At 41.9% G+C, this 16,322-nt stretch carries 12 protein-coding genes; 1 reads left to right on the forward strand and 11 read right to left on the reverse strand.

From position 1 onward, the window contains the following. Positions 1-101: 101 nt before the first annotated feature. Together DSM107010_RS16055 and DSM107010_RS16060 are read right to left on the reverse strand one after the other, a co-directional pair. Positions 102-1,466, reverse strand: a complete 1,365-nt coding sequence (locus tag DSM107010_RS16055) for a flavin monoamine oxidase family protein (RefSeq protein WP_127023358.1) — start codon at positions 1,464-1,466, stop codon at positions 102-104. A gap of 1,035 nt (positions 1,467-2,501) precedes the next feature. Further along, positions 2,502-3,635, reverse strand: coding sequence for a cob(I)yrinic acid a,c-diamide adenosyltransferase (locus tag DSM107010_RS16060; RefSeq protein ID WP_015154426.1), 1,134 nt, complete (start codon positions 3,633-3,635; stop codon positions 2,502-2,504). Between the two features lie 354 nt (positions 3,636-3,989). Between DSM107010_RS16060 and DSM107010_RS16065 the strand changes: the two genes are divergently transcribed. Further along, the gene (locus tag DSM107010_RS16065) at positions 3,990-4,769 is read left to right on the forward strand and encodes an ABC transporter permease (RefSeq protein WP_106167612.1); all 780 of its coding nucleotides are present in this window, start codon (positions 3,990-3,992) and stop codon (positions 4,767-4,769) included. 413 nt (positions 4,770-5,182) lie between these two features. Here DSM107010_RS16065 and DSM107010_RS16070 read toward each other — a convergent pair whose 3' ends face one another. The 9 genes from DSM107010_RS16070 to DSM107010_RS16110 form a co-directional block, all read right to left on the reverse strand. Continuing rightward, entirely contained in the window at positions 5,183-6,394 is a 1,212-nt protein-coding gene (locus DSM107010_RS16070) for an endo-1,4-beta-xylanase (protein ID WP_106167613.1), read from the reverse strand. A 339-nt stretch (positions 6,395-6,733) separates the two neighbouring features. After that, a complete protein-coding gene (locus DSM107010_RS16075) occupies positions 6,734-7,849 on the reverse strand; it encodes a glycosyltransferase family 4 protein (protein WP_106167614.1) in 1,116 nt (371 codons plus the stop codon). Positions 7,850-7,893: 44 nt separating this feature from the next. Then, positions 7,894-8,997, reverse strand: a complete 1,104-nt coding sequence (locus DSM107010_RS16080) for a glycosyltransferase (protein WP_106167615.1) — start codon at positions 8,995-8,997, stop codon at positions 7,894-7,896. Positions 8,998-9,053: 56 nt separating this feature from the next. Then, complete coding sequence (locus tag DSM107010_RS16085) at positions 9,054-10,298, reverse strand: O-antigen ligase family protein (RefSeq protein ID WP_106167616.1); 1,245 nt, start codon at positions 10,296-10,298, stop codon at positions 9,054-9,056. 84 nt (positions 10,299-10,382) lie between these two features. Then, positions 10,383-11,306: a glycosyltransferase family 2 protein gene (locus tag DSM107010_RS16090; RefSeq protein WP_106167617.1), complete on the reverse strand. Its 924-nt coding sequence runs from the start codon at positions 11,304-11,306 to the stop codon at positions 10,383-10,385. 124 nt (positions 11,307-11,430) lie between these two features. Then, positions 11,431-12,822 (reverse strand): oligosaccharide flippase family protein, encoded by a 1,392-nt coding sequence (locus DSM107010_RS16095; RefSeq protein ID WP_106167618.1) that lies wholly within the window; start codon positions 12,820-12,822, stop codon positions 11,431-11,433. Positions 12,823-12,910: 88 nt separating this feature from the next. Continuing rightward, positions 12,911-14,005 (reverse strand): glycosyltransferase family 4 protein, encoded by a 1,095-nt coding sequence (locus tag DSM107010_RS16100; RefSeq protein WP_106167619.1) that lies wholly within the window; start codon positions 14,003-14,005, stop codon positions 12,911-12,913. A 110-nt stretch (positions 14,006-14,115) separates the two neighbouring features. After that, positions 14,116-15,300: a glycosyltransferase family 4 protein gene (locus DSM107010_RS16105; protein ID WP_106167620.1), complete on the reverse strand. Its 1,185-nt coding sequence runs from the start codon at positions 15,298-15,300 to the stop codon at positions 14,116-14,118. After that, the gene (locus tag DSM107010_RS16110) at positions 15,293-16,207 is read right to left on the reverse strand and encodes a glycosyltransferase family 2 protein (protein WP_106167621.1); all 915 of its coding nucleotides are present in this window, start codon (positions 16,205-16,207) and stop codon (positions 15,293-15,295) included. Before DSM107010_RS16110 ends, DSM107010_RS16105 begins: the two co-directional genes overlap by 8 nt. Positions 16,208-16,322: the final 115 nt, after the last annotated feature.

Below are 16,322 nucleotides of genomic sequence, written 5' to 3' on the forward strand. Positions count from 1 at the left end.
TGCCTTTCCTAGCTCCCCATCAACCGATTTGGTTAAGGGTAATAGAGGTTAGTTAATGGCAACGATAGAACCATTAACTAACGCTGAATTTAGGAAGATTTTTACCCCAAAATAGCAGCAGCGGCGGCTTCACCCGTCTCAATTGCTCCTTCCATATATCCCTGCCAATCAGCTATATGTTCCCCTGCAAAGTGAACGTGTTTAAACTTTCTTTGCAAAATAGGACGAATATTAAACCACTGATTTTTGCCGTAAAAAGCATAGCTTCCTCTTGCAAATTCATCATTTCCCCAATAATGATTGATCTGCTTTAAAGCATACTGTTCTGTATCGCCAAAAATTGGTTTTAACGCACTTTCAACTAACGCATTTCTCCCCGCATTGGATTGCCTAGCAAAAATATCAGCTTTATCACCAATCGTATAAGAGACTAATGCACCTTTGGTAGAAACTTGATTTTTAGTAGCGTGGTAGAAGTAATGAGCGGGTCCATCAGTGATCAGATCGAAGCTTTCATCCTGCCAAAATCTACGATTGTACAAAGTGGCATATTTATTGATCCGACTATATTGTAATGCGTCGATCGCCTCTAATTTATCTGCTGGTAAAACTGGATTCCAGCGAATATCTTTCATTACCGTTGTCGGCAAAGTACAAATAACTTTATCAGCAGCGAGTTTGTCTCCATTAGCACAAGTAATTATTACCGATCGCCCCGTTTGTTCAATTGCTACAACTTGACGATTGAGTAGAATCTTATCTCGTCCAATTTTCTCGGCTAAAGTTTTGGCTAGCTTACTATTACCTCCTTTAATTTTATAGTCCATATGATAGGTTTCTTGCGATTCAACATATTCATCTAAAGCAAGAAAAGCAGAAGCAAAACGAATACTTTCACCAAAATCTGTACTTTTAATTAATTCGATAAAGTCTAAGTCTTTATCTTTAATACCGTTGTCAACTAAATAACGCCACAAGTCAATCTTATCCAATTTCATCTTATTGGCTTCACTTAGATTTGAGTAAGCCTGTAGCAAATTATCTAATTTATTATTGCAAGCATCGGAAAAATCCCATTCATTTTGACGAAAATATTTACCTTGATATAACAAATGGGTATTGAACTGATTATTGTGCAATTCCAATCCTAATTCTTGACAAAGAGAAATGACTCGCTGATGAGAAGCACCAATCCACTCTGCACCCAGTTCCACTGCTAAATTTTCATTTTCATCAATCGTCTGAGAATAAACGCGCCCGCCCAGGCGAGAACGTGCTTCTAAAACAGTTAAATCGATACCTTTGTGAGATAAAAGATATCCTGCTGCGAGTCCTGATAACCCAGCACCAATAATGATAACTTTTGGTTTGTAATTAATTGGAAATAAACTAAAAACTTTGGCGGCTGCTACAGCTTGAATTGGAGTAATAATTGCTTGTTCGATGAAGTTTCTGCGGGTCAGCATAACTTTTCATCTTATGGTAAATGGTAATTGGTCAATCATTTATCAGTAGCTTGTAGGGCATCGCCAACTACAAACTAAAACTGATTGAGACACCAGAACTAGTCGTGTGGGCAGCGCCCACTACGAACTAAAACTGATTCAAACACCCGATATTTTCAGGCTTAACTCAAGTCCGAAAAAATAGGCGCAATAAATATTTATGTCTGTGCAGATTTCACCATATAGCAATCCTATTTGATTCATGAGCGGAGCAGGCTTCTAGCCTGCCGCAGGCTGGAAGCCTACTTTACCAATCATTTAGAACTGCTATATAAGAATATGGCACTACTAAACCCTTATAACTGCGTTCCAAAAGAAAACTAGCAGTTACCAGAAGAGAAGCTGAAATCGACGAGAAAAGATTTAAAACCTACGTTCAGTGCCAGCTATAACTTTAGACAGAAATACTCTAAATTTGTTCGCTGCGATCGCGGCAACTGAAGCAACAGCTACTATCGTCACTAGTTATCAGTCGCTCATGACTAATGACCAATTATAGCCATCAGAGTAAATCCTATAAAGCGTTTCAGAAAAAATAGCTATATATCAGGTATTCCTGCTTGATAATACATAAAACTTGCCTTGTTTTTGTGCTTTGCAGCTAAAGGCTAGGAAATTCGCGCAATTTTTAGATAACCTGCCAATAATGACTCAGTTTACCTTTAGCTTGTTTTGTCGCTTTCAGTTCTTAAGTCATAATATTTTCTTGCGATTAGCAATAATAACAGTATAGCATTTAGGTTGTTTAGTCAACACTAAACAACTCGTAAAAATAGAAAATTGTTACGAGAGCTAGCGCTCAAACTAAGTTACAGCAGTACTTTCAACTGAATAAACTACTTTTTTTTCCTAGTAAAAATATCAGTAAACATCATCAAATAACCGCCAATTAGGATCGCGATCGCAATGCCACCAGTAATCAGATCTAATGTTTGAGTGTTTTCCATGAATTTTTATGGGTATTTTGTAGAGGCTTAGCACTTAACGTCTCTACAATTAAAAATCAACGCCGCTTTTGAGTTCTACTCCACTATTAGCATAGTGCTTGTGACAGTATACCTCGGAGTGAACTTCAGCCAAGTCGAAATAAGCGGGGGGATTGTGACAGCGCCCAGTGATGATAATCTCCGTGTCGCGGGGCTTGCGCAGTAGCGCTTGCATAATTGGCTCAATTGGCAACAATTCTAAATCTACAGTCGGGTTCAGCTCGTCGAGGATAATAGTTTTGTACAAACCAGAAGCGATCGCCACTCTAGCAATTTCCCAACCCCGTTCGGCTTCTACATAGTCGAGTTCTTGCTGTTGTCCGCGCCAGACGATCGCATCGCGTCCGCAGCGCTGATGGTCAACCAAATTCGGATAAGTTTGTTGTAAAGCCGCGATCGCGGCATCCTCAGTGTAGCCGCTACCACCTTTGAGCCACTGCATAATCAGAACGCGGTGGGAATTATCCTGACTAATTCCTCTGCCAATCGCTTGCAGTGCCTTACCAAGGGCGCTGGTAGACTTACCTTTACCCGCCCCCGTATAGATTTCAATTCCAGCAATTCCCTGCATCTCAGCTGTAGGGTGATGGTGCGGGCGCATTTCTGAATGTAAATCGGCAATATCTAGTAGTTTCTGGGGCGCACCGCGTCCGGTGGCGATAATTTCGATTTCTTCTAGCTTGGAGGAGAGAACGCTGACCACTTCGTCCACAGGTAGCAAACCTAAATCTAACACCGGATTGAGTTCGTCTAAAACAATCACGGAATATAAACCAGAAGCGATCGCCCCTTTCGCAATATCCCAACCCCGCTGCGCTTCTAGGCGATCGAAACGAGTAATTTCATCAGGACCAAAAAATTCGGCTCGTCCCGTCCGTACTTGGTCGATTAAATGAGGAAAACCTTGTTGTAGAGCCTTAATTGCCCCATCTTCATCGTAAGCCCGTCCTGGTCCCTTAAGAAACCGTAGCAGCAAGACGCGGGTATCGTTGCGGCTGTGAATTCCCAAGCCAATCGAGCGCAAAACCACGCCTAAAGCCGCTTGAGACTTACCTTTGCCCGCGCCATCGTAAACGTGAATCTGACCGACAACCCGCTGCGATCGCACCTGCGCCGTTTTTATTCCGATACCGTTCCTACTCACAGTCGTCCCCTCTTGGCGTGCCGTCTTAGATTGTAATTGTAACTGAAGCTTCTATCCTCTGGGCATTAGCAATTACAACAGTTAAAACAGTAAAGGAGTGGCTAGTGACTGGTGACTAGTGACTAGTAATTAAATCTTTTCTAGCCACCAACCACAATCAAGGAGTGGCTAGTGACTGGTGACTAATCTTTTCTAGCCACTAGCCACCAACCACAATTAAGGAGTGGCTAGTGACTGGTGACTAATCTTTTCTAGCCACTAGCCACCAACCACAATCAAGGAGTGGCTAGTGACTGGTGACTAATCTTTTCTAGCCACTAGCCACTAGCCACTAGCCACTAAATAACTAACATTATGAATCCAACTAGGGTGTTTACAATTGGCTCGAATGTGTTTCGGGAAGTGGTGCGCGATCGCATTCTTTATATCATCGCTCTATATGCTTTGCTCTTGAGCGGGGCGGTAATGCTGATTCCTCAGATTGCAGGGGGGGCTGAGGATAAAATTATTCTGGATTTCGGTTTGGCGGCGATGAATGTTTTGGGTTTAATTGTCGCGGTGTTTGTCGGTACGGGATTGGTGAATAAAGAAATTGAAAAACGTACCGTATTGGTATTAATTGCTAAACCTATCAGTCATAGCGAGTTTATTACAGGTAAGCATTTAGGACTGGCAGCTGTTTTAGGTGCTTTGCTAATAGCCATGACAGCTATTTTTCTCGCTTTGCTACAATTAAATCAACTAGCTTATCCATTAGATAGCGTACTTTTAGCAGTAGTTTATTTATTTTTGCAGTTATCTTTAATAACTGCGATCGCGTTAGTTTTAGGAGTATTTACCAGTACAGTACTGGCTACCTTACTCTGTTTTGGTATTTATTTGATGGGAAATTTGAGTCAAGATTTATTAGAGTTTGGACGCTTGAGCAAAAATCCCGCGATCGAACAATTAGTGAGAAATTTATATCTTGTGTTACCCGATCTATCGCGACTAGATTTAAAAAATCAAGCTGTTTATGGTTTTTCTGCCTTACCCGATGCGATGACGCTAATAACTAATGCTATCTATGGTGTGGTTTATACAGTATTAATGTTGGCGATCGCGATTATTGTGTTCTCTCGTCGCGAGTTTTAGATGGAAAAGGCTTGCCACTCATTGCTAGCCACTAACACTAATTCTGTTTGTTATGGCAAAGATGCGATCTCCCCTATAGCAGTTCTAAATGATTTGTAAAGCAGGCTTCTAGCCTGCGGCAGGCTAGAAGCCTACTCCACGTTCATGAATCAAATAGGATTGCTATAGCCCCCCTTAATGAGAGGGAAATAATGCTTTCCTTAGTGAGGGGAAAACAATAATTCTGTTTGTTATGGCAGAGATGCGATCCCCCCTAGTCCCCCTTATTAAGGGGGGAAAATAATGCTTTCCTTAATGAGATAAAAAACAATGCTTTCCTTAATAACCAGGGAAACAAAGCCCCCCTTTTTAAGGGGGTTTGGGGGGATCTTCTGCGGCGTAGACATCAAGAATTAGTAAAACAACTCTCACTTTTAAACTTGTGTTTGAAGTCTTCTCCATGCAAGCCAAAGTTTAGAAGATTTACGACGCTGTTTAAGCTGCTCGAAAGCAAGAGCAATGCCATTCCAAGCTAACTTACGATTCATTTCAGCATCATACGGTAGCGAGCGTACTGGCGTGCCATCTTCTCTAGGTGCATAATTAGAAAGCCAGGTATACTTATCGCTCAATCCCCAAGTAATTGCGCCCAAAACCGCTGGTTCCTCCAAGACTACCGAGAGAAACTGTTTGTAAACTTCGGCAACCATGCGATCGCGTACCTTAATATCTGTCGGCATTCCTGCATCTCCAACATCCATTTCAGTGATAACGATCTTTAAACCCAGACTAGCAACATCACGCAAAAAAGTTTTCAGTTTTTTGGGGCTAAAATTATCTAGTTTGCCTATATGAGATTGTAAACCTAAACCGTGTATAGGAGTATCTTTAGATTTCAATCTTTCTAACCATTTTAATACTGCCGCTCGTCTTTCGTCGTGATAGGGAATATCGTATTCCAAAGCGTTGTCATTGTATAGCAACAAAGCTTGCGGATCTGCGGCAGCAGCAGCACGAAACGCCATCTCAATATAATCGGGTCCTAAAAATTCTAACCACGGCGTTTTTCTTAATCCATCCGGTCGTTTATCGGAAGTTAAAATTGCTTCGTTCACTACAGACCAAAAATGAATTTTGTTAGCATAGCGTGTCACGACTTTATTAATATGTTGAAGTAGTATCTGTTCGGCATTTTGCTTATTCAGCTTTTCTTCCAACCACTGAGGCATATATTCATGCCATACTAAATGAGTAGCACCAACTAACATTTTGTGTTGGCGAGCGTAATCAATTAGCCAATCACCTTTAGTAAAGGCAAAAGTGTCTGCATCTGGACGAAGCGCACCCCATAACAAATCTTCTTCTGCCATTAAAATGGCACAATCTTGGCTAAATTTCGCATTCAGCGCTGCATCGTTGGTTAGTTTATAGTATCCCGTTGCTGCTCCAAAAAGAAATCTTTTGGCTGCTGCTCGCTCGCGTAAACTTGCATTGCCGACAACCGTGAAATCTTGCGTTCCACTTTCTACTGCTTCAGCCTGTTGGCTTAAATTTTCAAGTTTCAGCAGTGGTGATACGCTTACACCTGCAAAGGTACTTAACCCTAGAGCAATTGCTAGCCGTCTTGTGATTTGCCGATGATTCATTGGTTTTACCGAAAAAAACTAGGTTGGAAACAGCGAGGTTATAAACCTACTTTTCGGACAGACACAGTTATTTAATTTTTTCTTTAAAATTGGTTGATAAGTTTTCTTATACCAATTATTGCTGCTACCTACTTTCTGGTATGTAAGCTGTTACACTTTTAACTGACATTCTCAGTGCGATCGCACTGCTTGCTACTATAACAATCCTGGATGAATCGTGAAATTGATTGCTCGTGTAGAGACGTTACATGTAACGTCTCTACACGGGAACCGTTCACAAATCAATTTGGCTTGCTATATTAACTCTATACATTTTAACTTTTGACTTTTAACTTCTGACTACTGATTTTCCTGAAAATCTAATACTAAATCGTAGATTTGCAACAGGAAATTAAAATAAGTTTTGACATCCAAAGGTGTGACGCTTTCCCGTGCCGCACTACCCAAGGAAAGTCTCAAATTTTCGTTCTGAATGAGCGATTCAATGGCAGTGGAAAGTTGCTGAATATCTCCAGGTTGGACTAATAAACCATTTTTCCCCGAGACAATCAAATCGGGAATTCCCCCTACTGGCGTTGTGATGACGGGTAATCCCCACCCTATTGCTTCGAGCAAAGCTAAGGGTAATCCTTCATTGTAAGTAGGCAAGATAAACACATGCGCTTGAGTTAATAAAGCATCTCGTTGCTGTGGATTGAGCCAATCATATATAGTAATGCGATCGCCAATATTACTAATCTTTAAACTATAACTCGCAACTAAATCGCGGGCTTTGTCAACCTCTCCATCTCCTGCCAAGATTAAATTTGCTTGGTTTCTTATCGGTTCAGGTAATATGGCAAAAGCGCGAATCAGATCGAAAGTGCCTTTACGCTGTCCGATGCGTCCTAAGAAAACAAGATTAGTTTGGTTCGATCGCTCTCGGTGAGGGACTTGAGTTGGCAATTCAATCGGATTAGCCAGTACCAAGACTTGTTCTGGTTGTAAACCAAATTTATCCACGTAGAAATTACGCCAACTTTCGGAAACAGCAATGAAGCGATCGCACTGACTAAATGCCCACAGCAATCCTTGTCTGACATTCAACGATAACCCCTGATAAAATTCATGAAACTCAGGACTATTAGAATGTAAAATTACGGGTTTGCGAAACAAGAATTTCGCAATTAAAGTCACGATTGATTTGCGATAAGCACTGCCTCTTTCGGCTACATGCGCGTGAACGATGTCCACTTTTTTCGTCAATAGCACCAAGATAACCCGAACCAGGGCGATCGCGAACCCAAAAGCTTTTTGGATTGCCGAACCATCAACTGCCGTGCCAATATGTTGAATTTGCACGTGAGCAGGAGCGTGTTTCAACATATGCTTTTCTAAAGTTACAATTCCTCCCTGCTTAGATAAGCTATCTCCCACCATCAGAACATTAATTTTTTTTTCAGCAATATTTTCCATATGCCAAGTAATTTTTGACTTTTAACTTTTAACTTTTGACTTTTCTACTCGGTAATTTGTAAAATCTGGCGATACTCTGCTAAAACTTTTGCTGTGGAAAATCGCTCGGCTCGACGCTGTAATTCAGTAGGCGCTGGCGGATAATCTAGCGTCTGGGCGATCGCCTCAGCCATCCCAGTAACATCTCCTACGGCGACTAATTTGCCATACTTGCCATTTTCTAAAATTTCTGCCGGACCACTCTTGCAATCAGTAGAAACTACCGGAGTTCCAACTGCGATCGCTTCTACTAGCACGTTACCAAAACCCTCCCAAATCGATGAGAGGACAAAAACACTTGCTCTTGCCATATAAGCGTATGGATTACTCACGAATCCCGGCATGGCAACGCTGTCTGTTAAACCGAGTTCTCCGATTAAAGCCTCTAATTCAGGTCGTTTTGTCCCTTCGCCCAAAATCATCAACCGCACGGGACGCTGTTGCTGTAACTTAGCAACAGCACGGATCAAAGTCGAAAAATCCTTCTGATTCTCTAACCTTCCCGCACCCATAATCACTGGAGGTTGGTCTGGCGCAAACCAAGGATGAGATATCTTTTCTCTTGCCCGAACGTGCAGTTCTGGAGTTACGACAGGGTTGTAAATTGCCTTAATTTTATCTTTCGGCAAACCAATATCTACGAGATCCTCAGCCACTCCCTGAGACACGGCGACAATTTTATCCGCCCAAGGATAGAACCAACGCACCAGATGAGGTGTCAATTGTCTTTTGAGTAGAGTAGAAGTTTGAGCATCGCGCGAGAGATGATTGTGGACGATCGCGACCATTTGAGTCGATACTTTCATCAGTTGCTTTGCCCAGAGTGCGACGATATTAGCATCCTCTTGTCCGCATAACATTGCGACAGGTTGCTCCCGCCGCAGATAATTTATCAAATCGGGAAAGCTGAGCAGTAACTTCTGCCGACTTCCTAAAGTGACTAATTCCACCTTTGAAGATACTTGCGACAGATATGGTCCCTCTGCCTTAACTAAAACTAAACTAACGTTTACACCTTGAGCGGCAAAACCATCAGCGAGGTTGAGCATAACTCTTTCAGCTCCGCCACCATCGAGACTCGGGATAAAAACTGCTAGGCTAGAGGTCATTCATTTTTGCTCCAAGTAGTTAATAGCTGAAAATTAGGCAAAAGATTGAAGCTAAGCTAAGCATCTATTGAGCTTTGTGAGAGTGAAAAGTATGTCGCCGTATACAACACCCAGAAAATATCATTTGACTTCAAAATTGTGCTTTCAGAAAAATTAGTTAAAAATATGAATGTCAACAAGATTAAGTGCCATAACCCATAAGATGTTTTAGACCAGCGCATCCACGTTATTGCTTGCGTATAAGCTTTAAAAAAACCGATTAAGTAAACTGAAACTCCAATCAATCCTAGATCGAGCCATAGATCTAATAAGCCGTTATGAGAGAAGGCTACTTTCCATCCACTGGCTAGCCGAACATAAGCAGATGCTCCTTCATTACCTCGCCAAAAAGCGCTATATCCATAACCTAACCAAGGACGTTCGCCAATTTTGTCGATGACAGCTGACCAAACTTTGGTGCGACCAGTTAAAGTTAAATCTTTACCCAAACTATTTAATACAAGATCCAAATTGCTTGTAATTAAAACAGCTAAGCCACCGCAGAATAGTACCACGGCAATATATAGTAGCAGCATCCAAGAAAAGTTCCATCGTAAAGCCCGATATAGGGGAAATAGTGCTATAACAATTGCTAGGATAATCCAAGAGCTAGTAGAAAATGAAAGTAACACTTGACTGACTGCAAGGCTCAAGGTAATCCAGGCTAAATATCGAGATTTTGAATCACTAAAAGCCACGATCGCTAAGACAATCGTGCTTAAAGTCATCATCCGACCGAAAACATTTTTGTGGATATATACCCCTTGCAAAACCGATCCTAAAGCTGTGCTATTTGGGTCAGGAACAATTGCGTAAGCTGGTAACGCTATGGTAAATAATATACTGGATAGAACTGCTATTCCAAAAGTCCAAGCTAAGAGATGCAATTGCTCTTTGTGGCTATATCGTGTAGCGAAATAGATCCCGAATGAAGTCGCACCTGAAACGGCTAAACTTCGTCGCAGCGTGATTGCAGGTGCATCTGACCATAAAATTGAAACGATTGCGATCGCGACTAACAATAATAAAAGCTTGCCTTTTACCAGCGCTTGTATAATTTTTCTCCATCGAAGCAATATGAGTGCAAATGTCGTGATATAAATCGAGTAGAAAGGAATTTGTAGTGCTACAACTCCCTCAGATGTGAGTACGATCAGTGATTCTCCACTGATGATTTCATACAGGCGTGGAAACCAAGCTCCCGTAAGAGTCAGCAACGATATAACTGTAAATATCTTTTCCGCACCAAGTAAAAGTTTCATTCTGAAAGATTTAACTTTTTAAGTTATTTTTTTTAAATCAGATAGCGATCGCATAGTTAGTAAAACTGTTACTAAAGACTCGCTCTATATGCGATTTAAACTAATTTTTTTTGATTGGCGAGATAGAGCAACCCACAGCGGAGCCGCTCGCTGTATTAAGTTTCTGATGATATGTAAAACCGACAGGACAATGATTTGAGGATTGGTAATAATTTTGGCGAGCGCGGCGAACAGTTTTTCGCTTTTAAACACGGCTTTTAATTGGTTGTAAGCTAAACTAATACTTAAATGAGTTCCAACGATTTCATATCTTCTTGTTAAAGAACGTGTGAGGGCAAAGTTTTTGTGAACTGCATCGGCTTGAAGAAAGCGATCGACATCCGCGTACATTTGCTGCTGACATGTTAGATAATCGGTAATCAGAGAGCCAGGACGAGAGCAATAAAAATAATATGGCTGAGAGTCGATGATAAACTTTGCCCCACAAATGAGAGCTTTCAAATAAAATTGAAAGTCTTCTCCATAGCGTAGATTGTCATCGAAACTTAAATTATGATGAACGAGAAAACTACGTTTAAATATGGGTTTGACTACACCCAAATCCATTTCAATAAAATCTATTGCATCGATTTGCGTAACTCCTTGAAACTTAGGTCGTCGCCAACCAAATCCTAGCGGAGCAGAAAATCTCGTTCCCCACGGCTGCTTGGCTCGATTGGCAATGAGATATAAGTCATCGGCTACTACATCTGCATCTTCTGCTAGAGCGACTTGTAGCAACTTTTCAATTCTTTCAGGGGCAAACCAATCATCAGAATCTAACAAAGCTATCCATTCTCCCCTAGCTGCGGCAATACCGCGATTGCGGCTGTAGCTAGGTCCCTGATTGCAGTCATTTACCAGTAATTGAAGGCGATCGCATTTATACTGTTGTACCACTTGTACAGTAGCATCAACAGAAGCATCGTCTACAACAATAATTTCTACTTGAGATTCTGTCTGTTGCAATACAGATTATATTGCCCTGGCAATATAATCCTCACTATTATATGTGGGTACAATTATTGATACTTTGGGACGCATAAATTTGCCTTATGACGACTGACTTATGACTGATTTTTGTCAAGTGATGTTAACGCTCCGATTGAGCTTGCCGCAGGCTGTCGATGTAGTATTTCAACTGTCGATAGGTAGCAGGCATACAAAACAGCGCGACCAAACCTAAAGCAGACCACCAACCCAATTGGTAAATAAATAAAGCTCCTACCAAAGCTAGCCACCAAATTGTGGGTAAGCGATAGGCAGGACTTTTAATATGTTGCACGACAAAAACATGGAGAACGGCATAGCTAGCTAAAGCCGCTACCTCGCCCCAGCCGTAGCCGACGAAACCATTAAAATGAGAGGTTGCAACCAACGCCGTGCCAGCAAACAAGATAATGTGTGCTAAGTGGAAAGCGGTCACTTCCCAGTTGCGCTGCAAGACGTAAAGCACGGAACAATGGAGATTGAACACGGCGTTGCTGAGGTAACTGAGGGCAATAAAAGGATAGATTTGAATGACTGGCAACCAGTGCTGACCGAACAACAACGGTATCAGCCAAGGATTGAGCCAACTAACGAATACTAACAGGGGACCCAGCGCTAAGATCTGAAGGCTCATACCTTCGCTCACTGCTTTACCGAGTCGCACGCGATCGCCTTGGAGACGAGCCAAAGCTGCGATCGACAATCGCCAAGTTGCGGTTTTGACAAAACTCAGGACTTCCACAATCCGAATCGCTAAGGCGACAAATCCCACTGCTTCCGCACCTGCATACCTACCAACCACTAAGGGGTTGACCAGGTTACGCAGTTGCCAAACCCAAGAGGAAGCAGAGTAGCCAACACTGTAGCTCAGCATCTGCTTAATAACATCTGGTTGCCAATGCAAACGAGGGCGATAATCTGCCCGCCAGTAAAGTAGTCCTAGAGTCATAACTTGTTGCGTCCACCATCCAATCGCAGGCGACCAGACACCAGCTCCCTGAAACGCCAGAGGAAGGGCGACTAAGTAGTAAACGAACTGACCGTTCAGTTCGATCAAAGCGACGTGTTTGTAATCTAAGTGCCGCTCTAGTCGTGCTAAAGGAACTTGACTCAGCAACACAACTGGCAGTCCCAGAAACATGACGCGAGCCACATCGCTAAATCCTTCTAAGCGTACCCACTCTTGTAGTAAGGGTATTCCTATCAGAGATATGCCAGTACCTCCTAGCGCCAGTAAGAGCAGCAAGGTAAAGGCTTGATGGTAAAGTTTGATGTCTTCTTCATCTTTCTGCCGCACCAGATAAATCTCAATTCCTAACTGACTGAGGCTTTGAACGTAGACAAAAATATTTAGCGTGGCAGAGTACAGCCCGTATGTTTTCGGACCTAAAATGCGGGTAAGTAGTAAAACACCTCCCAAAGAGAGAATCATACCTAATGCTTGGCGCAGAACTAAGAACGTCCCGCCTCGCATGACTTGAGTACGTAGGCTCATGCCGTTCTGCTCAGCAAACTATACAAGTTAACCTCTGTTAAACCATACATTTTGTCTTTCCTCGCTAACCGCTTGGTATGGACAAAATTCAATTCAGGGGCGATCGCAAGCTCGATGTCGATCGAACTCGATGCTGATAAATTTGTAGTGTCGTGCGTGCAAAGCTATCCCAGCTCCACTGCTCCACTACTCGGCGGTTGCGATCGCCTATTTGTTGCAACTGAGACTTATGTTGAATTGCATCTTTCATAGCATACAACAAACTGTCCGTTTCTTCTGGATTGTAGAGAAACCCTCCTAAGTCACCGACTACTTCGCTAATACAGCCTTTACGGGGAGCAACACACGCACGACCGAAGGACATAGCTAAAATTACCGAACCCGAGGTTAAGATATCTCGGTATGGTAGTACGATCGCATCGCAAGCATTCATATAGATTTGTAATTGCTCGTCAGCGACAAAACCCGGAATGAATTTAATTTCATGACAATCTTGCACTTGTTGCTGAATCTGTTGAGTTAATTCCTGAGAAGCTTTACCAGCAATCACTAAATAAACTTTACCTTGTTTTAGCTGCTTGAAAGCATTGATGAGTTCGGGAACGCCTTTGTAAGCCCGAATCAATCCCAGAAATAGAAAAATTAGATTGGCATCTGTTATACCTAATTTTTTTCGTGCTGTATCGCGGTCTATATTATTTTCATAGTAGTTGATGTAATGGGGATGTGAAACAACAAAAACCTTACTTTTGTTGAAGATATGAAATGATTTAATGACCGTTTGTTTTGCTTGTACGCAATGGGTAATAATAGCATCGGCAAATATAGCGAGAAAAATACTATAAATTCGCTCTGCACGCACTTGCATGTTTTCGTGATTTTTTAAATCGTGAACTGTCCAGACGATTCTAACTCCTGCAAGCTTTAAAAATATAATTTGACTGAAAAATGCTAAGAGCTTGATTGCGAAAGCTAACGGATTTGATGATAAATAGAATGGGTATAGTGAGTGAAAGTGAACGATATCTGGTCGCCAGCGAATAACCTCTGGAGTCAGAAATAATTTCCCATTGTCACTGAAAGTTTTTACGTCTATACCTAATGGTTGGAGATGCGTTACTAAAAGCTGCTGATAAGGATTTCTCGACCACCAAGGCAGAAAAATCACCTTTAAATGGTGCATATTATTCTCACTTTATCAAACGCAAAAGTTTGTAAATAATTAAAATAATTCATGGTTTCTCTTGAGATATTTGGTTATTTACCATGCTGCTTAGAACAAAAAATTTTATCTCAGGCAACGTTTTGATTCCCATTTTTTACTATTATTTTTTGCACTAAATCCAAAGTTTCAAAACTCATTTTAGTAGCAGAGAATTCACGAACTCGCAGTTTGGCATTTTCTGCCATACCTCGCATTAAAAGGGGATTTTGCAAAGCCCATCGCAGCTTAGCTAAAAGATCGTGGCGATCGCCCTTACGAAATAATAAACCTTCCAACCGATCCGTAATTATTTCTGGCATAGGATTAGCATTTGAAGCAACAATTGGTAGACCGTAAGCCATTGCTTCTAATAAAGCAAAGGGGTATCCTTCATAATGACTGGGAAATAAAAAGAGATCGGCGGCTTTGAGTAACTGCGGTATGTCATTTTGATAGCCGAGAAACAGCACAGATGCTTCTATTTTTGTCGCTTTGACTTCTGCTTGTAACTGCGATCGCAGTTCTCCATCTCCTACCCAAATAAACTTGACTTCAGGAAATTCTTTAGCGATCGCGGGAATAATGGGGATTGGGTCGCTGTATCCTTTCTGTTGGTTCAGCCGACCGACAGTTAAAACTAAACGGCTAGTTAACGGTAATTCTAATTCTTGCCGGAGGCGATCGCGCAGCGCTACAATCTCTTGAAGGCTCTGCTTTTTGTCCATTTCCAGTTTTGTTCCATTATAGATACATTTCACTTCACTAACTGGCATCTGGAATATCTTACCAACTAACTTTTGACTATATTGGGAAACAGCTACCCATTGTTGATTTCTAACTCTCGACCAATTATAAAGTGTTAATTGCCACTGGCTTAAGGTAATTTGGCAAGGAACTAGCTGAAACACCACCACTGTAGGAACATTTAAATAAGCGCAAGCAAAAATAGTACCTAAACTGCGGTCTATCCAAGGAAGAACGATGATAACCGCATCGGGTTGAATTTGTAAAAACAAGGAAAGCGTCCGCAAGCAATCTGGTAAATATTGCCGTAAAGTTCTGAGTTTTCGAGTATAAGTTTCAGCTATTTCTAAACAGTGATAGTTAATTTTATGCTGCTGAAAATCTTGAGCCAGAGAAGTTGTTTGTGGTGTTTTAGGAAAAGCTGCATGAACTTGCCAGCCTTGTTGCTGAGCATCACGGGCAATAGTTAGAGCGTATTCCTCCGCCCCACCCCTTTCTACAGATGGAAAAATAATTAATAGTTTATTCATTAGTTATTTTGAATTTTTTCCACATTTTTTGTCCGCGCCACACAATGCCAAACCGCCACTTCAACCAGAGTCGATGTAGGTGGGGATGACGGTAAGGAAAGAGTTGCTGTTGGACAACTCGCCAAACTTCCGATTGCTGCAATCCTGACTTAGATAGATAGTCTTCTAGCCACGTCAGAAACATTTGTCGCGCTGCTAGAGTTTTGCCACTAACGTGAGAGTCAGTAGTACAGGCTTGGGAGTGCTGGCGATAGAGATACCAACATTGGCTCGATACAAAAGTTGGGTATTTCAAACAGAGTTTGGCATGAAAGGCTTGGTCTTCATACATACCGCGAAAAGATGTTTCATATCCATTTACAGTTTCAACAGCTTGGCGACGTACCATAACATCGCAAAGTGAAGCCCATTCATCTTTTAGAAATAGAATCAGAATGGTAGGTGGAGAGATCGCAGTATTCAAAGGTAATGCATACTTTTGAAGAAAATCTCGCGAGCGATCGCTCTCGTTTCCCGTCCAGCTGTACCACCATTTCGTTCTGCCACAAACCAAGCCAACTTCAGGATGAGACTCTAAAATTGCGACTTGTTGGGCAATTTTATCGGGTAAATAAACGTCATCCGCATCTAAAAAGGCGATATAATCTCCTCTTGCGTGTTGAATTCCCAGATTGCGCGAGGCACTCATGCCGCAATTTTTATGACCTGGATGTTCTAAATAGCGAATTTTTTCGGGATATCGATCGCTATAGTCGCGAGCAATTTTGCTACTGCTATCCGTAGAACCATCATCAACGAGTAACAGTTCCCAAACATCGTATGACTGAGCGATCGCACTGGCGATCGCCTCTTCAATATAATCCTCTGCATTCAAGAATATAGTAATAATTGAAACAAGTGGCTGCATGAGTTGGGAGTCGGGAGTCGGGGAAAGAAAGCTGAGGGAGACAAGGCAGAGGGGGGAGACAAGGCAGAGGGGGGAGACAAGGCAGAGGGGGGAGACAAGGCAGAGGGGGGAGACA

Source organism: Chroococcidiopsis cubana SAG 39.79, assembly GCF_003991895.1.
Lineage (GTDB): Bacteria > Cyanobacteriota > Cyanobacteriia > Cyanobacteriales > Chroococcidiopsidaceae > Chroococcidiopsis > Chroococcidiopsis thermalis.